The 20,357-nt window shown below is 72.8% G+C and carries 22 protein-coding genes; 11 read left to right on the top strand and 11 right to left on the bottom strand.

Annotated features, from left to right (window positions below; genetic code table 11):
- Positions 1 to 91: 91 nt before the first annotated feature.
- Entirely contained in the window at positions 92 to 1,180 is a 1,089-nt protein-coding gene (locus AB0C84_RS42995) for a winged helix DNA-binding domain-containing protein (protein WP_361077868.1), read from the bottom strand.
- A complete protein-coding gene (locus tag AB0C84_RS43000; protein WP_361077871.1) occupies positions 1,170 to 1,805 on the bottom strand; it encodes a TetR/AcrR family transcriptional regulator in 636 nt (211 codons plus the stop codon). Before AB0C84_RS43000 ends, AB0C84_RS42995 begins: the two co-directional genes overlap by 11 nt.
- Positions 1,806 to 1,930: 125 nt before the next feature.
- Here AB0C84_RS43000 and AB0C84_RS43005 point away from each other — a divergent pair, with 125 nt between their 5' ends.
- Genes AB0C84_RS43005 through AB0C84_RS43015 form a run of 3 tightly spaced genes read left to right on the top strand, consistent with a single transcriptional unit; the run spans position 1,931 to position 4,274 of the window.
- Positions 1,931 to 2,746 (top strand): methyltransferase domain-containing protein, encoded by an 816-nt coding sequence (locus AB0C84_RS43005; RefSeq protein ID WP_361077874.1) that lies wholly within the window; start codon positions 1,931 to 1,933, stop codon positions 2,744 to 2,746.
- On the top strand, positions 2,743 to 3,657 hold the full coding sequence (locus AB0C84_RS43010; RefSeq protein ID WP_361077877.1) for a saccharopine dehydrogenase NADP-binding domain-containing protein: 915 nt from the start codon (positions 2,743 to 2,745) through the stop codon (positions 3,655 to 3,657). The genes AB0C84_RS43005 and AB0C84_RS43010 overlap by 4 nt, the downstream gene beginning before the upstream one ends.
- Positions 3,657 to 4,274 carry a helix-turn-helix domain-containing protein gene (locus AB0C84_RS43015; protein WP_361077880.1) on the top strand — a complete coding sequence of 206 codons (618 nt, stop codon included), beginning with the start codon at positions 3,657 to 3,659 and terminating at the stop codon, positions 4,272 to 4,274. The genes AB0C84_RS43010 and AB0C84_RS43015 overlap by 1 nt, the downstream gene beginning before the upstream one ends.
- Positions 4,275 to 4,286: 12 nt before the next feature.
- Here AB0C84_RS43015 and trpS read toward each other — a convergent pair whose 3' ends face one another.
- Positions 4,287 to 5,318 (bottom strand): tryptophan--tRNA ligase, encoded by a 1,032-nt coding sequence (gene trpS, locus AB0C84_RS43020; RefSeq protein WP_361077883.1) that lies wholly within the window; start codon positions 5,316 to 5,318, stop codon positions 4,287 to 4,289.
- A 225-nt stretch (positions 5,319 to 5,543) separates the two neighbouring features.
- Between trpS and AB0C84_RS43025 the strand changes: the two genes are divergently transcribed.
- The 3 genes from AB0C84_RS43025 to AB0C84_RS43035 all read left to right on the top strand — a co-directional run bounded on the left by AB0C84_RS43025 (position 5,544) and on the right by AB0C84_RS43035 (position 8,057).
- Positions 5,544 to 6,032 (top strand): MarR family winged helix-turn-helix transcriptional regulator, encoded by a 489-nt coding sequence (locus tag AB0C84_RS43025; RefSeq protein WP_361077886.1) that lies wholly within the window; start codon positions 5,544 to 5,546, stop codon positions 6,030 to 6,032.
- 72 nt (positions 6,033 to 6,104) lie between these two features.
- The gene (locus AB0C84_RS43030; RefSeq protein ID WP_361077888.1) at positions 6,105 to 7,559 is read left to right on the top strand and encodes an MFS transporter; all 1,455 of its coding nucleotides are present in this window, start codon (positions 6,105 to 6,107) and stop codon (positions 7,557 to 7,559) included.
- 30 nt (positions 7,560 to 7,589) lie between these two features.
- Positions 7,590 to 8,057: a TIGR03618 family F420-dependent PPOX class oxidoreductase gene (locus AB0C84_RS43035; RefSeq protein WP_179844323.1), complete on the top strand. Its 468-nt coding sequence runs from the start codon at positions 7,590 to 7,592 to the stop codon at positions 8,055 to 8,057.
- 197 nt (positions 8,058 to 8,254) lie between these two features.
- On the opposite strand, the gene AB0C84_RS43040 is transcribed toward AB0C84_RS43035, so the two are convergent.
- From AB0C84_RS43040 to AB0C84_RS43055, 4 genes are read right to left on the bottom strand one after another with little or no spacing between them, the layout of a single operon-like run.
- Positions 8,255 to 9,163: a M56 family metallopeptidase gene (locus AB0C84_RS43040; RefSeq protein ID WP_361077891.1), complete on the bottom strand. Its 909-nt coding sequence runs from the start codon at positions 9,161 to 9,163 to the stop codon at positions 8,255 to 8,257.
- On the bottom strand, positions 9,160 to 9,543 hold the full coding sequence (locus AB0C84_RS43045; RefSeq protein ID WP_179844325.1) for a BlaI/MecI/CopY family transcriptional regulator: 384 nt from the start codon (positions 9,541 to 9,543) through the stop codon (positions 9,160 to 9,162). The genes AB0C84_RS43040 and AB0C84_RS43045 overlap by 4 nt, the downstream gene beginning before the upstream one ends.
- Positions 9,544 to 9,581: 38 nt before the next feature.
- A complete protein-coding gene (locus tag AB0C84_RS43050) occupies positions 9,582 to 10,259 on the bottom strand; it encodes a response regulator transcription factor (RefSeq protein WP_258940678.1) in 678 nt (225 codons plus the stop codon).
- Positions 10,256 to 11,383: a sensor histidine kinase gene (locus AB0C84_RS43055; protein ID WP_361077895.1), complete on the bottom strand. Its 1,128-nt coding sequence runs from the start codon at positions 11,381 to 11,383 to the stop codon at positions 10,256 to 10,258. Before AB0C84_RS43055 ends, AB0C84_RS43050 begins: the two co-directional genes overlap by 4 nt.
- An 80-nt stretch (positions 11,384 to 11,463) precedes the next feature.
- Between AB0C84_RS43055 and AB0C84_RS43060 the strand changes: the two genes are divergently transcribed.
- On the top strand, positions 11,464 to 12,705 hold the full coding sequence (locus AB0C84_RS43060) for a glycosyltransferase 87 family protein (protein ID WP_361077898.1): 1,242 nt from the start codon (positions 11,464 to 11,466) through the stop codon (positions 12,703 to 12,705).
- Here AB0C84_RS43060 and bluB read toward each other — a convergent pair.
- Together bluB and AB0C84_RS43070 are read right to left on the bottom strand one after the other, a co-directional pair.
- The gene (gene bluB, locus AB0C84_RS43065) at positions 12,599 to 13,228 is read right to left on the bottom strand and encodes a 5,6-dimethylbenzimidazole synthase (protein ID WP_361077901.1); all 630 of its coding nucleotides are present in this window, start codon (positions 13,226 to 13,228) and stop codon (positions 12,599 to 12,601) included. The genes AB0C84_RS43060 and bluB overlap by 107 nt on opposite strands.
- Before the next feature lie 51 nt (positions 13,229 to 13,279).
- Positions 13,280 to 14,122, bottom strand: a complete 843-nt coding sequence (locus AB0C84_RS43070) for an SMP-30/gluconolactonase/LRE family protein (RefSeq protein ID WP_361077904.1) — start codon at positions 14,120 to 14,122, stop codon at positions 13,280 to 13,282.
- Positions 14,123 to 14,283: 161 nt separating this feature from the next.
- Here AB0C84_RS43070 and AB0C84_RS43075 point away from each other — a divergent pair, with 161 nt between their 5' ends.
- Both AB0C84_RS43075 and AB0C84_RS43080 read left to right on the top strand, forming a co-directional pair.
- Entirely contained in the window at positions 14,284 to 14,523 is a 240-nt protein-coding gene (locus tag AB0C84_RS43075) for a hypothetical protein (RefSeq protein ID WP_179844331.1), read from the top strand.
- Entirely contained in the window at positions 14,520 to 14,909 is a 390-nt protein-coding gene (locus AB0C84_RS43080; protein ID WP_179844332.1) for a hypothetical protein, read from the top strand. The genes AB0C84_RS43075 and AB0C84_RS43080 overlap by 4 nt, the downstream gene beginning before the upstream one ends.
- A 17-nt stretch (positions 14,910 to 14,926) precedes the next feature.
- Here the strand turns inward: AB0C84_RS43080 and AB0C84_RS43085 are convergent, their stop codons facing one another.
- A complete protein-coding gene (locus AB0C84_RS43085) occupies positions 14,927 to 17,236 on the bottom strand; it encodes an MMPL family transporter (RefSeq protein WP_361077907.1) in 2,310 nt (769 codons plus the stop codon).
- A 72-nt stretch (positions 17,237 to 17,308) separates the two neighbouring features.
- Between AB0C84_RS43085 and AB0C84_RS43090 the strand changes: the two genes are divergently transcribed.
- Positions 17,309 to 17,938, top strand: coding sequence for a TetR family transcriptional regulator (locus AB0C84_RS43090; protein WP_179844334.1), 630 nt, complete (start codon positions 17,309 to 17,311; stop codon positions 17,936 to 17,938).
- 122 nt (positions 17,939 to 18,060) lie between these two features.
- The gene (locus AB0C84_RS43095; protein ID WP_361077910.1) at positions 18,061 to 20,076 is read left to right on the top strand and encodes a hypothetical protein; all 2,016 of its coding nucleotides are present in this window, start codon (positions 18,061 to 18,063) and stop codon (positions 20,074 to 20,076) included.
- A 5-nt stretch (positions 20,077 to 20,081) separates the two neighbouring features.
- On the opposite strand, the gene AB0C84_RS43100 is transcribed toward AB0C84_RS43095, so the two are convergent.
- The gene (locus tag AB0C84_RS43100; RefSeq protein ID WP_361077913.1) at positions 20,082 to 20,258 is read right to left on the bottom strand and encodes a hypothetical protein; all 177 of its coding nucleotides are present in this window, start codon (positions 20,256 to 20,258) and stop codon (positions 20,082 to 20,084) included.
- Between the last annotated feature and the right edge of the window lie 99 nt (positions 20,259 to 20,357).

Consider the following 20,357-nt stretch of genomic DNA (forward strand, 5'->3'; position numbering starts at 1 on the left):
GAACTAGACAGCTCCACTTCACAACCGGAGGCCTTCATCTGTCAGACAGACTCACCGATGCCGAGCGGTACAACCTCCCTGGACATCACAGCTAGCCGAACACCACGCCGTGCGACTTCGCCTTGGGGTGGGCTGAGGCGAGCAGGCGCATGCCCTCCTCCTCCAGCGCGGCGCGCTCCGGCCCCGGGACGGGGGCGAACGGCTCGATCCGCAGCGTCGCCTCGCCCCGGCCCTTCTCGATCTTCCACATGCCGTGGACGAAGCCGTCCACGAGGAACGTCGCGCGGATGATGCCGTTCACGGTGAAGACGCGCTTGCGGTGCTCCTCGGAGATGATCCGCGCCCGGTCGGCGTGGGACAGCAGCAGGTTGTCGAAGTCGGGGACGAACCGGACCGGCGCCTCCGCGTCCGGGCCGGGCCGCGGCGCGTCCGGGAGGTCGTACAGGGTGCGGCCGTTCTCGTCGCGGAAGGCGACCAGCTCGGGCCTGAGCCGCTCGACGACCTCGCCGAGCCGCGTGAGGCCGGCCCACTGCTGGACGTCCTGGACGCTCGCGGGCCCGAACGCGCCCAGGTAGCGCCGCACGACGTCGTCCAGGGACGGGTCGGGCGCCGCGGGCCCGAGCCAGTTCTCCAGCGTCGTGTGCCGGGCGATCCCCGAGGACCCCCAGATCCCGCGCGGCGGGACCTGCACGAGCGGCAGCCGGCAGCGGACGGCCCAGGCCAGCAGCGCCGGGTCCTCGTCCGGCCACCGTTCGGCCAGCAGCGCGCGCAGGTCCTTGTCGGACCGCGGCTCCTCCTCCAGGAGGGCCCGCGCCCACGCGACGAGGGCCGCGAGGTCGAGGTGCTCCAGCTCGGCCGCCCGCGCCTTCAGGTGGTTGTCGAGGATCACCTGGGTGATCGGCCGCAGCGCGCGGGCGTCGCGGGCGCTGACCAGGTGCAGCGTTCCGCGCATCAGCACCATCCGCAGCGCCCGGCGGTCGGCGATCAGCTCCCCGGCCTCGTCGAGCGCGTAGTCCGCGAGCCGGGTCCACAGCCCGATGTGGGGCGGGTTCGGGGCCTGCGCCTGGAGGCCGACCAGGTGCTCGATCGCCTCCAGCGCGGGCATGGCGCGCCGCTCCAGCAGGAGCTGGCGGGCCAGCAGCGCCCGGTTGAGCGCCCGTCGTCCCAGCTCAGTCGTCATAGCGCGTGACCAGCTCCTGCCAGCTCGGCGGCGGACCTGGCAGCTCGTGCCGGTCCGCGAGGTTCATGGCGTCCAGGATCAGCGCCAGGTAGCGGTGCCGGAGCCGGTTCATCCGCTCATCGTCGCCGATCCGGATGCCGTGCAGGTACTCCAGGATCACCGAGACGTCGCCGACCTCGATCTCGGGACGCAGCGCGCCCGCCTCCCGGGTGCGCTCCAGCAGCCGCCGCGTCGCGACGTGGATCTCGCGGCCCTTGCGGCTCATCGCCTCGGTGACCTCGAAGCCGCCCGCGAGCCGCATGGTGAGCGAGCCCGCGCCGATGTCCAGGCAGCGGCGCATGAACGCGGTGAAGGCCTCCCACGCGTCGCCGTCGTCGTCCAGGGCCGCCTCCACCTCGGCGAGGTAGCGGTCCATGCCCTCGTCGGCGAGCTTCTGGAGCAGGTCCTCCTTGCTCTTGTAGCGGCGATACAGCGCGCTGATCCCGACCCCGGCGTGCTCGGCCACCGCCGAGATCGGCGCGCCGGGGTCGGCGGTGAACACCGCCCGCGCCGCCTCCCTGATGAGCTCGTCGTTGCGCGCGGCCTGCGCTTTCCGCCCGCTCATGGGCGCTCGTGCCGTCTCCATGGCTCCCATGATAGGGGAACGAAGAATTCCGTTCTACACGCCGAGCCTTTCCCGCTTGACGCGGAGGCCGCCCGCCCTCATTATGAACATACGTTCATGAACATACGTTCACAAAGAGGAGAGCCATGACGGAGATCGTCAACACCCACCAGGCGGAGGCGTGGAACGGGTACGAGGGCGAGCACTGGGCCGACAACCACGACCGGTACGACGCCATGAACGGCGGGTTCAACGACGCCCTGCTGGAGGCGGCGGCGATCGGGCCGCGCGACCGCGTCCTCGACATCGGCTGCGGCAACGGGCAGATCACCCGGCTCGCGGCGCGGCGGGCGTCCCTCGGCGCCGCGACCGGCGTCGACCTGTCCCGGCCGATGCTCGCCCGCGCCCGCTCCCTCGCCGAGGAGGAGGGCGTCGCGAACGTGGCCTTCGAGCGGGGCGACGCACAGGTGCACCCGTTCCCCGAGGGCGGCTTCGACATCGCCGTCAGCCGGTTCGGGATCATGTTCTTCACCGACCCGGTCGCCGCGTTCGGCAACGTCCGGCGGGCCCTGCGCGACGGCGGCCGGCTGGCGTTCCTGTGCATGACGCCGCTCGCCGAGAGCGAGATGGGAGCGATCATGGCCGCGCTCCCGCCCCTCGACCGGGCCCCGGTCGGGCACGACGGCGGGCCGCTGTCGCTCGCGGACACCGGCCGCGTCCGGGAGATCCTCGGGGCCGCCGGGTTCCACGGCGTGTCCAGCCGCAGGGTCGAGGCCGAGCAGATCTGGGGACGTGACGCCCGCGAGGCCGGCGAGTTCTTCGCCGGATGGGGCCCGATCCACTACAACTACGGCGCGGGCGACGAGGTGCGCGACGCGCTGATCGAGGCGATGCGCCCCTTCGAGCGCGACGGCGCCGTCCGCCTGCGCGGCACCGCGTGGCTGGTCACGGCGCGGCGATGAGGAGGGTCGTGGTCCTCGGCGGCTACGGCGCGGTCGGCCGGGAGGTCGTCGCGGGGCTGCTCGGGCACGTCCCCGAGGTGGTGGCCGCCGGGCGCGACCTCGCCAAGGCCCGCACCGTGGCGGGCGCGCTCCCGCTGCGGTTCGATCTGCGCAGCGACGACCCGGGGCGGCTCGCCGCCGACGCCGTCGTCATGTGCGCGGAGATCGGCAACGCGCGGGTCGCCGAGGCGTGCCTCGCCCGGGGCGTCCACTACGTCGACGTGTCCGCGTCGCACGCGGTGCTCGCCGGGATCGAGAAGCTGGACGGGCTCGCCGCCGGGCGGAACGCCGCCGCGGTGCTGAGCGTGGGGCTCGCTCCCGGCGTCACGAACCTGCTGGCCCGCGAGGCCGGCGGCGGGGACGTCGAGATCGGCGTCCTGATCGGCGCCGGTGACCGGCACGGGCCGTCCGCCGTGGACTGGACGCTCGACTCCCTCGCCGGCCTCGGGGAGTCGTGGCGGATGCGGTTCCCCGCGCCCTACGGCGTCCGGACCGTGCACCGCTTCCCGTTCTCCGACCAGTACTCCCTCCCAGGGCGCGTCCGCACGGGGCTCTGCCTCGACTCGCGCGCCATGACCGCGCTCCTCCCCCGCCTCGTCCCGTTCCGCGACCTGGCCCCGCTGCGGGCCGCGTTCCGCCGCGTCCACATCGGCGGCGACGGGTTCGCGGTGGCGGTCGCGTCCGGCGGGACGGTGCGCTCGTTCGCGGGACGGCGGCAGAGCCGCGCGACGGGCCTGGCCGCCGCGATGGTCGTCCGGGGCCTGGACGGCACGCCGCCCGGCGTCCACCACATCGAGGACGCCGTCGGGCCGGACTTCCTGCCCGGACTCGCCGCGCACGGGTTCGAGCTCGCTCATTACGATGCGGGGTGATGTCACCTAGAAGAGCGGCGGCGCTGGGCACCGGCGACCGGACCCTGCGCGACCACCTGATCGCCACGGCCGAGCGAATGATCGCCGAGCGCGGGACGGCGGGCCTGACCGTCCGGGCGATCGCGCGGGAGGCGGGCGTCGCCGACGGCGTCCTCTACAACCACTTCGCCGACAAGGAGGAGCTGCTCGCGCACGCGCTGTGGGCGCACGCCGAGTCGGTCATGCGCCCCCTCGGCCCGCTGCCCGAGCCCGGCGACGGCACGGTCAAGGAGAACCTGCGCGCGTACGTGGCGTACGGCCTGGCCCTGCACCACGGGCTGCTGCCCGCGCTGACCGGGCTGGTCGGGCGCCCGGCCGTCCTCGCCCGGTTCGCCGCGCTGAGCGACGGGGGCGGCACCTGGAACGAGCGGCTCGCCTCCTACCTGCGCGGCGAGCGCGACCTCGGCCGCCTCGCCCCGGACGCCCGGGTCGAGGCGGCCGCCTCGATGATCGTCGGCGCCTGCCACGAGCCGGTGCTGTCGCTGCTGTTCCAGGGCCAGGGCCTCGCGCACCGCGTGCCGCCGGAGGCCGTGGACGACCTCGTCGCGGCCGTCCTCAACGGCCTCGCCCCGCGCTGAGGCGCCCCGCCCTCACGACGCCATCGCCTCCCTGACCTCCGCCAGCGTGCGGTCGGCGACCACGTTGGCGCGCTCGTCGCCCGCGGCCAGGACGCCGCGCAGGTACGCGCGGTCGGCGGCCAGCTCGGCGCGGCGGGCGCGGATCGGGCGCAGGAACTCGTTCACCGAGTCGGTCACGACCTTCTTCAGCGCCGCCGACCCGCCGTCGCCGATCTCGGCGGCGACGGCGTGCGGGTCGCGGTCCTGGCAGAGCGCGGCGAGCAGCACCAGGCTGGAGACCTCCGGGCGGGTCTCGGGCGCGTAGGTGATGGTCCGGTCGGCGTCGGTCACGGCCCGCTTGATCAGCCGCGCCGTCTCGTCCTCGGTGGCGGACAGGGCGATGGCGTTGCCTCGGCTCTTGCTCATCTTGCGGCCGTCGGTTCCGAGCAGGAGCGGGGCGGACGACAGCAGGGCGTCCGGCACCGGGAAGACGGGCCCGTAGCGCTCGTTGAAGCGGCGCGCGATGGTCCGGGTGACCTCCTGGTGCGGGAGCTGGTCCTTGCCGACGGGCACGAGGTTCGCCTTGCAGAACAGGATGTCGGCGGCCTGGTGGACGGGGTAGGTGAACATCAGCCCGCTGACCGCCGCCTGGCGGGACGTCGCGATCTCGTCCTTGACCGTGGGATTGCGGCTCAGTTCCGCGATCGACACCAGCGACAGGAACGGCAGCATGAGCTGGTTGAGCGCGGGGACGGAGCTGTGCCGGAAGATCGTCGCCGTGGACGGGTCGATCCCGGCGGCCAGGTAGTCGGCGACCAGGCCCTCGACGTACTCCGAGAGGCGGTCGGCCACGTCCCGGTCGGTGAGCACCTGGTAGTCGGCCACCAGGACGAACAGCTCCACGCCGGCGCGCTGGAGCCGCGCCCGGTTCGCCAGGGTGCCGAAGTAGTGCCCGAGATGCAGCGGGCCGGTGGGGCGGTCGCCGGTCAGGATCCGGAAGGCTCCGGGGTCGACCGCGATGCGTTCCTCCAGCTCGCGGCTGCGGGCTTCGGGGGTGATGTCCATGGGGTCCTCCTCGTCGGGTCTGCGGCCGTCCCGCCGGTCCGGCCCGGTTCACCGAGGAAGAGAAAGGGCCGTCCAGCGGACGGCCCGATCGCATGCGTCACTGTGGCCGTCCTAGGACGGCCACCAGCCGAGGCATGCGGTGCGCTTCACCCCTTCATGCTAGCCCACGCGATGCGAGGGCTGCCAGATAATCTAGAACGAAACCATCTTGGGTAGGCTGGACGCATGACCTCGATGGCCCCAGCACGCACGCAGACCGACCTGTCGTTCCTGCTCGACCACACCAGCCACGTGCTGCGCGGCCGCATGACGGCGGCGCTCGCCGAGATCGGGCTGACCCCGCGCATGCACTGCGTCCTGGTGCACGCCCTCGAAGACGAGCGCACCCAGATCCAGCTCGCCGAGCTCGGCGACATGGACAAGACCACCATGGTCGTGACCGTGGACGCCCTGGAGAAGGCCGGGCTCGCCGAGCGGCGCCCTTCGTCCCGGGACCGGCGGGCCCGGATCGTCGCCGTCACCGAGGAGGGCGCGCGGGTCGCCGCCCGCAGCCAGGAGCTCGTGGACGGCGTCCACGCGGCGGCCCTCGGATCGCTACCGGACGATCAGCGCGAGGCGCTCGTCCGGGCACTGAACACCCTGGTCGCCGGGCATCTGGCCACCCCGCCGGAGGCCCCTGCGCCGGCCCGGCGGGCGCGCGAGCGGCGAAAGTGAAACCGTCCTAGATAGTCTGCAACGGAACTATCTGCTACGGTCTCTCTTGTCCTTCCCGACAGGAGATGACCAATGCCCTCCCTCTCGCTCTCCCCGCTCCGCTCCCGATGGGCGGCGCTCGGCGTGCTGTCGGCCACGATGCTGATGACGATCCTCGACGGCAGCATCGTCACGGTCGCGGCCCCCGCCATCCAGGACGACCTCGGCTTCACCCCCGCCGGGCTCAGCTGGATCATGAACGCCTACCTGATCCCCCTCGGCGGACTGCTGCTCCTCGCCGGACGGCTCGGCGACCTCGTCGGCCGCCGGACGCTGTTCCTCGCCGGCAACGCCGTCTTCACGGCGGCGTCGGTGCTGGCGGGCGCCGCCACCACGTCCGGCCTGCTGATCGCCGCCCGGTTCCTGCAGGGCGCCGGCAGCGCCCTGTCCTCCGCCGTCGTGCTCGGCATCATCGTGACGCTGTTCACCGACCCCCGTGAGCGGACCAAGGCGATCGGGGTGTTCAGCTTCACCGGCGCGGCGGGCGCGTCCATCGGGCAGGTGCTCGGCGGCGTGCTCACCGACGCGCTGAGCTGGCACTGGATCTTCCTGATCAACCTGCCGATCGGCCTCGCCGTGATGCTGCTCGCCCTCCCCGCGCTCCCCCGCGACCGGGGCATCGGGCTGTCGGCCGGCGCCGACATCGCGGGCGCGGTGCTGGTCACCTCCGGGCTGATGCTCGGCATCTACACGGTCGTCAAGGTCGAGCGGTACGGATGGCTGTCGGGGCACACGCTGGGCCTCGGCGCCGTGTCGGTGCTGCTGCTCGCGGGATTCGCCGTCCGCCAGGCCCGCGCCGCGACACCGCTGATGCCGCTGCGGATCCTGCGCTCCCGCAACGTGTCCGGCGCCTACCTCGTCCAGCTGCTGACCCTGTCGGCGATGTTCTCCTTCCAGGTGATCGTCGCCCTCTTCATGCAGCAGGTGCTCGGCTACAGCGCGCTCGGCACCGGGCTCGCGATGCTCCCCGCGGCCGTGTCGATCGGCGCCGTGTCGCTGCTGGTGTCCGCACGGCTCTCCAACCGCTTCGGCGAGCGGTTCGTCCTGGTCGCCGGGCTCGTCCTGCTGATCGGCGCGATGGCGTGGCTCACGACCGTCCCGGTCGACGCGAACTACGTCACCGACCTGCTCCCCGTGTTCGTACTGATCGCCGGTGGCGGGCTCGTGCTGCCTTCGCTGACCGGGCTCGGCATGTCCAGCGCCCGCCCCGAGGACGCCGGGCTGGCGTCCGGGCTGTTCAACACCGTCCAGCAGGTCGGGATGGCGCTCGGCGTCGCGGTCATGACCACGCTCGCCGCGTCCCGCGTCGAGTCCCTGCGGGCGGACGGGCGGGACACCGCCGCCGCCCTCACCGGCGGCTACCACCTGGCGTTCACCGTCTCGGCCGGCCTGCTGGTCGCCGCGCTCGCGGTGTCGCTGCTCGTCCTGCGCCGCCCGGCGCCCGTGGCGGGCGCCGCGCCCGTCGAGTCCGTCCCCGTCAACGTCTGAACACGCCCCACCACCTCGAAGGAGACCACGATGACCGAGTACGGCCCCGGACAGGGACCCGGCCCCAAGCCCATCGGCGACGACGACCTGTCCCGCCTCCTCGGCGAGCAGCAGTTCGGCGTCCTCGCCACGAACAGGAAGAGCGGCCACCCGCACGTCTCCACGGTCGTCTACACGTGGGACCCGGACGAGCGCGTGGTCCGGATCTCCACGACGGACGGGCGGGCGAAGGTGAAGCAGCTCCTGCGCGACCCCCGCGCCGCGCTGCACGCGTCCGGCCCCGGGAACCTGTCGTTCGCGGTCGCCGAGGGCTCCGCCGAGCTTTCCCCCGTCAGCGAGGAGCCCGGCGACGCGACCGGGCGCGAGCTGCTCGCGATGACGCCGGGCTTCGAGGACCCGGCGGACGAGCGGGCGTTCCTGGAGCAGATGGTGAAGGACCGGCGGCTGGTGATCCGCCTGCGCGTCGATCGCCTCTACGGGACGGTCCTCGCCGACTAGCGGCACGGCGGGCGGCGCCGGAGGGTCAGGGCGTGATGCGAAATGGCCTCGGCCACGCGCGAACGCGTGACCTGCCCGGTGGAGCGAAGCCGGAGGCGAGCGGAACCGGGCGGATCGCGAAGCGATGCCGCGTTCGCCCAGTGCCGGTCACGTAGCGAGCCGCCAGGCGAGCTACGTGGGCCGGGACTGAGAAAAAACTAGTGCGGCAGGACCAGGAGCAGCAGGGGGAGGACGGCGATGACCGGGACGGCGACCGACACGGCGAAGCGGACCCTGCGGGGCAGCGGCTCCGGCTCCAGCAGCCGGTTCACCCGCGCCATCACCGGGATGTCGCTGTGGGAGGCGACGCCGAGCGTGCCGGACGGAGCGGCGGCCGGGCGGGCGGCGGCGAAGCGCAGCAGCGCGGTCGCCAGCTCGCGCGGCGGCCGGCCGTGCCGGGCCCGGTCGTCGGCGGCCATCTCGATCAGCAGCTCCACCGCGTCCAGGCACCGTCCGACCAGCCGGAACTGCGGGAACACCTGGCGCAGCGACGCGAACGGCAGCAGCACCAGGTCGTGGCGCTCGCGGGCGTGGGCGCGCTCGTGCGCGAGCACCGCGGCCAGCTCGCCGCGGTCGAGCAGCTCCAGCGTCCCGGCGCTGACGACGACCTTGGACGAGCGGACGCCCGGCACGCAGTACGCGGCGGCGCCGGGGTGGTCCAGGACGAGGGTGCCGGGCACCGAGGAGTCGCGGCGCGACACCAGCGCGAGCAGGGCCCGGTGCCGCCGCCGGGCCCGCACGACCCGCAGCACCGCGAACATCAGCATGACCAGCAGCACGCCGGTCAGGCTGATCGCGGCGAGCAGGGCCGCGACCTGCACCGGGTTGAGCCGGGCCGCCTGGTCGTCGTACAGGCCGGGCAGCCCGCCGAGGACGCCCTTGCGGTACGGCAGGAGGGCGAGCCCGAGCAGGGCGCCGATCGTGGCGACGCCCCAGCACAGCCCGAGGGCCTGCCAGAGCGCGATCCCGATCCGGGGCGTGCGCCACGTCCACCGGGCCCGGGAGAGCAGGTGCGCCCCGCCGACGGTCCCCAGTGAGATCAATGCGAGCAGGGCGGTGCCGGTCATGCCGGAGGTTCCTTACCGGTGAGGCCCGCGAGGGCCTCACGGATCACGTCGATCTCGCCCCGCGACACGGAGCGGACGAAGTGCGCGAGCGCCGCGTCGCGGTCACCGGTCTCGTTCAGGGCCCCGAGCATGAGCTCGGTGACGTACATCTCGCGGCTCGCCACCGGGTGGTAGCGCCAGGCGCGCCCGTCGCGCTCGCGTTCCAGGAAGCCCTTCTTCGCGAGCCTGTCGAGGACGGTCATGACCGTGGTGTGCGCGAGGTCCCGGTCGTCGGCGAGGGCACGGCTCACGTCCCGCGCGGTGGCCGCCGGGTGCCCGGCTTCCTCCCGCGCCCACAGGACCTCCATGACCGTGCGTTCAAGCTCTCCCAGACCCTTCACGCACCCCAGATTATCCGACACCCGCGTGACTGACCACGTCAGGTAGTACTACCGCCCGTAGGGGGCGCGACCAGGCCGAACTCGTAGGCGGTGATGACGAGCTGGACGCGGTCGCGGGCGCCGAGCTTGGCGAGCAGCCGCGCGACGTGCGCCTTCGCGGTGGCCACGCTGATGACCAGTTCCCCGGCGATCTCCTGGTTGGACAGGCCGAGCCCGACGAGGGTCAGCACCTCCCGCTCGCGCTCGGTGACGCCCTCCATCCGCCGGGGCGGCCCCGCGGCCGGTCGGGGGCGCGCCGCGAACTCCTCGATCAGCCGCCGGGTGACGCCCGGCGCGATCAGCGCGTCCCCGCCGGCGACGACGCGGATCGCCGCGAGGATCTCCTCCAGCGCCATGTCCTTGACGAGGAACCCGCTGGCGCCCGCCCGGAGCGAGCCGTAGACGTAGTCGTCGTCGTCGAACGTGGTCAGCATCAGCACGCGGGCGGTGCCGGGCCCCGCGGCGCGGATGCGGCGGGTGGCCTCGATGCCGTCCATGTCGGGCATGCGGATGTCCATCACGACCACGTCCGGGGCCGTCTCCGCCGCGAGCCCGACCGCCTCGGCCCCGGTCCCGGCCTCGCCCGCGACCTCCATGCCGGGGGTGTCGGCGATCAGGACGCGCAGCCCGGCGCGGATCAGCGGCTGGTCGTCGGCCAGCAGGACGCGGATCGTCATGCCGCCGCCGGCGCAGGGAACCGCGCCGCCACCCGGAACCCTCCGCCGGGACGCGGGCCCGCGGCGAACTCGCCGCGCAGCAGGGCGACCCGCTCGCGCATCCCGGCGAGGCCGTATCCGGCGCCTACCACGCCGCCGTGCCCGTCGTCCTCGATCTCGACGGCCAGTTCCCCGTCGCCGTAGCCGATCGTCACCCGGCAGCGATCGGTGCCCGCGTGCCGGACGACGTTCGTGACCGCCTCCTGGACGATCCGGTAGGCGGACAGGTCGACGTCCGGCGGCAGCGGCCTCGGCTCGCCCGCCGTCCGGAGGTCGACCGCGATGCCCGCGTCCCTCGTGGCCTCGGCGAGGCGGCCGAGGTCGCCGAGGCCGGGGGCGGGCCCGAGCGGCGCCGCGCCGGGGTCGTCCCTGCGGAGCGCGGTGAGCATCCTGCGCAGCCCGGACAGCGTGTCGCGGCTGGTGGCCTCGATGGCGTCGAGCGCGTTGCGGGCCTCGGCGGGCTGGGTGTCGATGACCCGCCCGCCCACGCCCGCCTGGATCGCGATGATCCCGATGCTGTGGGCGACCATGTCGTGCAGCTCCCGCGCGATCCGGAGCCGCTCGGCGGCGACGGCCTGGGCGGTGGCCTGCTCCCGCATCGCCTCGGCGTGCGCGCTCCGCGTCCTGACCGCGTTCCCCGCCATGTACGTGACCACCGCCGCCAGCAGGACCGTCATCAGCAGGAACTCGTCGGCGTGCAGGGACGCGGCGACGGCCGCGGCCTGGAGGAGGCACGTCGTGACCGCGACGGGGACGGAGACCCTCCGCGTGCGGGTCGCCGCGATGTAGCCGGACGAGACGTCGGTGACGAGGACCAGCAGCCCGGCGACCCCTCCGGCCGGCAGGGACAGCAAAGCGAAGCTCCAGGCGAGGAGAAGGATCGCGTGGGCGGTCAGCGCCCGCCGCCGCAGCAGCAGGAGCAGGAGGACCGTGAGCCCGGCCGAGGCGGGGATCTCCAACTGGTGGAGGGCGGACCTCCCATGCGAGAACGTGAGGAACAGGACCGCCGGGTACACGGCGGCGCCGCACCAGACGAGGACCGTCCCCGTGCCGCGGCCCACGCGGCGCATCGACAGGGCTGACATGCGGCGATCGTAACCGCCGGCCCCGTCCCGGCACATTGGCCCGGAGGCGTAATCCCGCGGGCTACAAGCGCCTTGCGCCAATGTGTCCTGCGGCCCGATGCGCGGCGGGCGCCTCCGCCGGAAGCGTTGCCCGCGTGAAACGCTGGGCACCTTTCGTTCTGGCCGCCGAAGTCCTCGGGATCGTCGTCTTCTCCGCCGCCTACGACTCGCTGGATTTCCGCATCTACTGGCTGGGCGGGCATGTCATGGCGGACGGCTCGCGCCTCTACCGGGAACAGCTCGCCGGGCACTATTTCACCAACACGCCTTTCATGGCCGTCCTGTTCGCTCCCCTTGCCGCCCTGCCGCTCCTCCTCGCCCGCATGCTGTGGCAACTGTCCTCGCTGGCGGCCTTCGCTTGGGCGTGCGCGCTGACGGTGAGAATGGCCGGTCGCAGGATTCCCCTCGTGGTCGCGGTGGCGGGGGGCCTGCTCCTGCAACCGGTCTGGCAGTCGTTCTTCCTCGGGCAGGTCAACCTCTTCCTGCTCGGCCTGGTCCTCGCCGACCTTCATCGCGTCGCGCGCGGCCGTCCGGCCGGAATCGGCGTCGGCATTGCGACCGCGATCAAACTGACGCCGGCCGTCTTCGTCGTCCTGCTCCTGCTGAGCAGGCGCACGAAGGACGCCGTGACCGCAACCGTCACCTTCGCCGTCTGCACTTTCCTTGCCTACGCCGTCGCCCCGGAAGCGTCCCGCGAGTATTGGACGAACACCTTCTACGACACCTCACGTGTAGGCGTCGCCTACATCAGCAACCAATCGCCCTATGGCGCGCTGACCCGCGTATTGCGGGGAACAGCCGAGGTCGGCGATTGGTATGCGAGCGTCCCGCTGACCGTCGGCGTCTGCGGACTCGCGGTCGCCGCCCTCTGGGCGAGGCGGGGCGACTGGCTGAGCGCGACGGCGGTCACCGGCGCGACGGGCCTGCTCGTCTCCCCGATCTCCTGGGCGCACCACTGGGTGTGGATCGTCCCCGCGCTGGCGGTGCTCCTCCGCAACGGCCATCGGAAGAGCGCTCTGGCCGCCTACATCCTGTTCGCCGTCTCGCCCCTTTGGTGGACGCCCCACAACGGTGACCCGCGCGAGTACGGTTTCCACGTCCTTCTGACCCCGCTCGCCAACTGCTACCTGCTGGCGGGGCTGTCCTTCCTGGCGTACATGGCGGTCCGCCTCCGGGTCAGCCCGCCGGTTCCTTCCAGCGATCGTGATGGACGGCCGCGTCCAGCGCCCTGCGCCGCCGCCAGCCATGCCGTTCGAGATCCGGAACCTGTTCCAGGTGGGTGACGGGGCCGAGGCAGAGCCAGGCGACCGGACGGATCGTCTCCGGGATGCCGAGCAGGTCGCGCAGGCGCGGCTCCCGGTAGAACGACACCCATCCGACGCCGAGGCCCTCCGCGGTGGCGGCGAGCCACAGGTTCTGGATGGCCAGGCACACCGAGTACAGCCCCGCGTCGGCGATCGCGTGCCGGCCGAGCACCGCCGGCCCGCCGCGCTCGGGATCGTAGGTCACCACGACCGCCAGGCTGGACTCCAGAATCCCGTCAATCTTGATCCGGGCGAAGCGCTCGGCTGCGGCGCCCGTCAGCGTGGCGGCGAAAGCGGCGCGCTCGGACTGGACGTGCCCGTGGAAGGCCCGCCGGATCCCCGGATCGCTGACGAGCACGAAGTCCCACGGCTGGGACAGCCCGACGCTCGGCGCGGCGTGCGCGGCCTCCAGGACCCGGTCGAGGACGTCCCGGGGGATGGGCGCACCGGTGAACTCCCCGCGCACGTCGCGTCGGCGGTGGATGGCGTCGTAGATGTCCATGGCACGCGATTCTGCCCACGCCGGGGACCGGGCCGGCCCCCGGCGTGGCCGTCACGGCCGTCCGGCGCCCGGTACGTCGACCTCGACCGCGAGGACGCGGCCGCTGCCCGGCGTCACCGGCTCGGCCTCGGTCATGCCGCGCCATTCGGCGGCCGTGACGAACAGCGTGGTGCCGTCCGGCCCGCCCAGGACGCAGGCGAAGCCCCCGCGGTCGAGGTCGACCACGCGCAGCACCTCGCCGCCCTCCGCGACGCGCACGCACCGCCGGTTGGGGACGTCGGCGTACCAGACGGCGCCCTCGGCGTCCACGCAGATGCCGTCCGGGACGCCGTCGCCGAGCTCCGCCCAGGTCCGGCGACCGGACAGCTCCCCGGCCGCCCCGATGTCGAAGGCCACCAGGCAGCCGCCGTAGGAGTCCGCGACGATCAGCGTGGAGTCGCCGGGCGTCACCGCCATGCCGTTGGGGAACGCGATCCCGTCCGCCACCTCACGGACGGAACCGTCCGGCCGCACCAGGACGACCGCCCCGGGCGCGAACTCCTCACCGGCCATCGGGTCGAAACCGGGACGGTTGACGTAGACGTTGCCGCGCCCGTCGGCGACGACGTCGTTCCAGCCCGGCCTGCCGAGGTCGGCGTGGGTGACCAGGGATCCGTCCGGTTCCCGGCGCAGCAGCCGCCCGTCCGGCGACGAGACGATCACCATCCGGCCGTCCGGGAGCCACGCCGTGCACAGCGGGAGCGACGCGACCCGCGCCACCACCTCGTCCGCACCGTCCGGCCCGACGGCGACGACCTCGCCCGCGGACCAGTCCGAGAAGTACAACCGGTCGCCGTGCCAGCGCGGCGACTCGACCAGTCCACGGCCGTCGAGCAGCGTCCGTACTTCGTCCATCTTCCTCACCGTCCTCTTCGGGCACCTGTGTTCCGCCCTCCACACGAACGGACTTCGGCCAGATCGACACTTCACCGCCGAATCTCCTGCCCCGCGTCCCGCGAAGCCCGAGAGGCCCCGAGTACACACTGGAGGGGATCGGAGTGTGTATCGTGTGCCCCATGGCGAGACTCAACATCACGCTGCCCGACGAGCTGGCCGCCACGCTCCAGGGGCTCGCCGAGGACAAGAAGATCGCCTCGGTGTCGGGATTCCTCGCGGACGGCGCGCGGCTGAAACTGGCCTACCTGCGGGACGCGTCCCAGCTCGACGACCTGTTCGGGCCTCCGAGCCCCGACGAGCAGGCCATGGTCGACCGGCTGGTCGAGGGCGGCCCCTCGTCCCGCCGGGACGTCGCGTGATCACCGGTCACGTCTTCGACGCGACCGCACTCCTGGACCTCGCGACCGGCAAGACCGTCTACGTCCGCGCCCGGCTCCGGGCGTCCATCGCCCAGCACGCCACCATCGTCATCCCCGCGACGTCGCTGGCCCGCGCCTGGCAGCTCGTCCCCGACCACGGCCGCGCCGTGCTGGAGCGCCTGCCCGGCATGCAGGTCGTGCACGTCGACGACCTCGACGACGTGATCGCCCAGCAGACCGGCCTGCTCGTCACGACGATCCCGAACCTCGGCATGGACGCCGCCCAGGCCGCCTGGTCCGCCCGGTGGCGCCGCTGGCCGCTGGTCACCGCCGACCCCGGCCTCTACACGTCCGTGCCGGGCGTCCGCGTGGAGCAGATCCCCTGACGGGTCCCTGACCGAGGTCAGGTCGTGAGCTCCAGTTCCAGCTGCTCGGGGACGGGCTCCGGGGGCGGCGGCGCGGCCGGGCGGGAGCGTCCCGGCCACCACCAGTTGGCGTGGCCGAGCAGGCTCATCAGCGCCGGGACGAGCATGAGGCGCACGATCGTCGCGTCCATGGCGACGGCGACCGCCAGCCCCAGGGCCATCATCTTCACCATCGGGTCCGGCTGCGGGACGAAGCTGGCGAACACGAAGATCATGATGAGCGCGGCCGAGGTGATGAGCCGGGCGGTGGCCCCGATGCCGGTCACGACCGACTCGTGCGGATCGCCCGTCCGGTCGTACTCCTCCTTGATCCGCGACAGCAGGAAGACCTCGTAGTCCATGGACAGCCCGAAGATCAGGGCGAACATGAACAGCGGGATGAACGACATGATCGGGATGGCCTGGTCGACGCCGAGCAGCCGGGCGCCCCAGCCCCACTGGAAGACGGCCGTGACGACGCCGAACGAGGCCCCGATCGACAGCAGGTTCATCAGCGCGGCCTTCAGCGGGACGATCACCGACCGGAACGCGACGACCAGCAGCAGGACGGCGACGCCCACCACCGCGACGACCACGGTCGGCATGCGGTCCCCGACCGTGGCGGCGATGTCGATGATCGCCGGGTTCTCCCCGCCGAGGTAGATCCGGGTGCCGGGATGGGCTTCCCGCACGTCGCGGATCTCCACGTTCCGCAGGCGGTGGACGAGGTCGGTGGTCGACGCGGCGTGCGGCGCGTCCCGCGGGACGACCTGCACGATCGCCGTCGTCCCGGTCACGATCGGCTCCCTGGCGAACACCACGCCGGGCACCTCGGAGAGCTTCCGCTGGAGTTCCTGTCCGAGCAGGACCGCACGCTTGTCGGGCTTCCTGCTCATGTCCGGCGCGCCCTTGGGACGGGCCGGCTCCGGCGACGGGCTCGGCCCGGCGGCCGCCGGGCCCGTCAGACCGGACAGCCCCCCGCGTCCCTTGACGGTCGGGACCACGCGCTTCGGCTTGGCGCGCCTCTCCTCGCCCGGCACCTTCGCGACCACGATGAACGGGCTGTAATGGCCCGCGCCGAACTCCTCGGCGACGATGTCGTAGGCCTGCCGCGCCTCCATCTTCGGGGACGACATGCTGTCGGCCATCACCCCGAACCGCAGGCTGAGCGTCGGGACGGACAGCGTCAGCAGGACGAGCGTCGCGACGATCGCGTACGGCCAGGCGTGGCGGTCGACGTGGCGTCCCCAGGCCGTCCAGCGGGCGGAGGCGCGGTCCGGGCGCACCCGGGGCAGGCGGTAGCGGTCGATGCGCGGGCCGAGGGCGCCGAGGATCGCCGGCAGCAGGGTCAGCGCGGCGGCGACCATGATGGCGACGGCCAGCGCGGCGGCGATCCCGATGCGTCCGATGAAGGCGATCCCGGACAGGAACAGCCCGCAGATCGCGAACACGACGGTGCCGCCGGCGAACACGACCGCGTGGCCCGAGTGCGCCATCGCGCGCCCGACCGCGGTCTCGACGCCGTCGCCCTCGGCGAGCTGCTGCCGGTAGCGCGTGACGATGAACAGGGCGTAGTCGATCCCGGCGCCGATGCCGAGCATCGCGGCGACCATCGGCGCGGTCGGCGCGATCTGGAACATCGACGCGAGGAAGTGGATCAGCGAGTACGCCACCACCATCCCGCACAGCGACACGACGATCGGGATGCCCGCGGCGAGGAACGAGCCGAACGCCAGCAGCAGGACGAGCATCGCCAGCAGGATCCCGACGCCCTCCTGCGGCCCGCCCTTCGGCTGGTTGAGGATCATCGCGACGATCCCGCCGAACTTCACCTCCAGCCCGGCCATCCGCGCGGGCTCCACGGCCCGGTTCAGCGCGTCGAGGTCGTCGTGGCCGACGTCGCTCATCGTGCCGGTGAAGTTGAGCCGGACGACGACGGCGGCATCGTCCTTCAGGCCGCCCATCCCCTGCGCGTACGGGTTCTCGACGAACGCGACCCTGTCGAGCTTGGAGATGTTCTCGATCGACTGGCCGACGGTGAGCGCGACCCTCCAGTCGGCGGGAGCGGCCTGGCGCGTCTCGTGGAACACCACGGTCGCCGTCGGCCCGGTCATCGCCGGGAAGTCCTGCCCGAGCGTGTCGAGGGCGCGCTGGGTCTCGGTGCCGGGCAGCGTGCTCTGCTGGACGAACATGCCCCCGTGCATCAGCCCGAGGACGCCGGCGCCGAGCATCACGGCGACCCAGAGCTCGAACACCGCGCGGCGCCGTCGCACGCAGAGCCGTCCGAGTGCCTCCAGGAATCGCGCCATGCCCGCAGAAAACACCCACCGCATGCAGTTTTGCAACAGATGCAACTTTGCAGCCATGGTAATGTCCGTCACATGGAGGAGGACGCCGGCCGGCCGGGGCTGCGGGAGCGCAAGAAGATGCGCACGCGGCAGGCCATCGCGACGGCCGCGCTGCGCCTGTTCGCCGAGCGCGGCTACGAGGAGACGACGATCGCCGACATCGCGGCCGCCGCCGACGTCTCGCCCCGCACGTTCTTCAGCTACTTCCCCTCCAAGGAAGACGTGATCTTCGCCGAGATCGACGACCGGCTCGCCGAGGTCGCCGAGCGGCTGCGCCGCACCCCCGGCGAGTCCCCCATGGAGACGATCCGGCGCAGCATCGTGGCCGTCCTGGAGGCGATCGCGGCGGAGCACCGCGACTACGGCCCCGTCCAGGTCGCCCTCATCCTGGAGCGCCCCGCCCTGCGCGCCCGGGCGCTGCAGCGCATGACCGACGCCCAGGACGCGATCGAGGCGCTGCTGCGCGAACTGTGCCCCGGCATCTCCGAGATCGACGCGGTGGCCGCGGCGGGCATCGCGGTCGGCGGCATGCAGGCGGTCGTCGCGCACTGCCGCCGCGAGGGCTACGACCCCCTGTCGATGCGCACCGCCCTCGACCGCGCCGTGGACCTGGTCGAGCACGGCCTCGTCTCGGTGGACGCACTGTCGCGTCCGTCCCCCTGAGCCGCCGGGCACCGGCCGGCGGAGGCGCCCGCCGTCCGGTGCCCGGCTCAGCCCCCGCGTCCGGCCGACCGGATGGGGCGAAAGATCGGTAAATGTCGCCGGCGGGATGTAGAACTGCGGCTGTGGCAGACGAGACAGGACAGACGGACGACCGCGCGCGGCTCTCCGAGCATGAGCACAACGCGGAGATCGTGCTGAACCAATTCGTGACGAGATACGGCTTCGGCAGACTGTCCGGGAGCACCCTCGCCCACATCGACATGGCCGGCCGGTTCCTGGCCGGAGCGGTGGACCCCGCGGCCGCCGCGGCCGCGCAGACGTCCGATGCCTGTCCGTGGGCGCCGCTGGTCGGACGGATCGGGGCCGTGGCGCTGCGGGCCGTCTCGCCCGCCACCGCCGATCACCATCGGGAGACGCTGCTGGCCCTTCTGGAGCTCTGGTCGCGCACGCCCATGGCGGATCCGGCCGTCCGGCTGCGCAGGGGACGCGTGGCCGCGAGCGTCACCGCCGCGCGGGACGAGCACGGGGCGGCCGTCGCGATCGGGGGCGCCGACGCGGAATGGGTCGCCCGCAAGAATCCGGAGCTGTCCTTCCTCGACCGCGCGTTCGGGCAGGGCGACCCGCCCGCTCTCGGCAGGGTCGTGGACGTCACGGACGCGCCCCTTGGCTGGGGTACCGCCGATCAGCTCACCCGGCTGATCGCACTGGTCCGCGCCAAGGGCCCGGTGCCCTGGGACCGCAAGGCCGTGGACCTGCTGGCCGGGAAGACCGGCTTGTCCCGGACCACCGCGAGTGTGGCGCTGTGCGGATTCCTCGGACACCCCAACGCCAGGGGCGGCAAGCCGACCCCGCAGGCGCGCAAGATCCTCAAGGTGACGCTCGGCGACCTCGAAGACGCCTGGTTCCGCGACATGAAAGGACACACCGACGAGGACCGGCTCGAACTCCTCGCAGACGTCCTCCCGCAGGATCCGGAGGAGCTGTGGGCGCCCGGCGGCCTCAGCGAGGTCGCGCTACGTCTCGCCCAGGCGTGGCAGCAGCGATTCGGCACGAAGGCGGTCGCCCCCCTCGACACCATCCAGGCGGCCGAGAAGGTGGCCCCGAACGTCACCGGCGCGCAGCTGTGCGAATGGCTGGCCGATCCCGGTGCCGTCCCGCTGCTCACCAAGGACCTGGACTCCTGGCTGGAGTCCGACGACACCCCCAGGTACAAGAACCAGAAGTGCGTCCCGGCCGCCGAGACGCTCCAGCTCCGGAATCTGATCGAAGCCGTCTCGCTCGGACTTCGCTGGTCCTACGAGGAGCTTCCCGCCGGTGACCCGGTCCGGGAGGGCGCACCCGCGGCCTACGACCTGCTGCTGCAACGGCTGGCGCACCCCGGCCTGCTGCTGCCGGCCTGCCTCTTCGACGTCGCGTGGCAGGAACTGAACGTGATCACCGACAGGTTCGGGACCGTCCCCTACCGCGGCCCCAGCGAACTCACCGTCGACTACGTCGACGACGGCCTCACGGTCGCCTCACTCGTCGAACACCAGCGGCTCGCGAGCCTGTTCTTCCGCCCCGCCGCCTACGGCGTGGACGCCCGGACCGAGCGCCTGGCCGAGGTGGTGGACGCGTCTCGCGACAGCAGGCACGCCTTCGAACGCGTGCGCCTGCTCCGCGGGAAGGGCGCCGAGGCCATGGCGCACCGCATCCGCTCCGGCGCACTACCGGAGGGGGCCTACGAGGCCGACCCGTCGGCGTCGGCGCCGTCCCTGGTGGAGGAGGTGGCCGGGCGGCTGAGCGTCCCGCCGGACTCCGCCGCGCTCTACCTCCAGCTGCTGACCCTCGCCGACCCGACGGACCGCAACGTGCGCAAGTGGAACCGCTGGACCCCGGCCCGCCTCCGCAAGGCCGCCGACCCCCTGGTGGCCCGCGACCTGGTGATCCGGCACGAGCACCGGGGCGCCGGACGCAAGATCTTCCTCCCCGGCCCGTGGACCCAGGGCCCACCGCCCCAGGAAACATGGAAGACCGACCTGAAGACCGCGGCCGAAGCGGAGGACCCTCACACCCCGTTCATCTGGCGCCCACTCCCCGACCGCTTCACCCAAGCCTGGCGCCACGCCCACAAACACCCGCCCACCTCAGTCGTGTAGACGTTCTAGGAGCCGACGCGCTTGCCCGTGCCCCACTCCTCGGGCGTGGCTTCGCGCCAGAGCTCAAGGTCTTCGCGACTAATGACGAGGGTCCCCTCAGGCAGGGTCCCCTCGTCCAGCGCCTTCCGGAACTCCTCGGCCTGCCGGCGGAGACGGTCGGCGAACCTCGCGGCGTCGGTCATGGTCAGTCGGTGATTTTGATGCGGAGGCGGCGGAAGCCGCGGCCCTTGTTCTCGACCTTGGCGACGGTGATGCGGCCGATCTGCTTGGTGGAGCCGACG

This window comes from Actinomadura sp. NPDC048955, assembly GCF_040649435.1.
Lineage (GTDB): Bacteria > Actinomycetota > Actinomycetes > Streptosporangiales > Streptosporangiaceae > Spirillospora > Spirillospora luteofluorescens.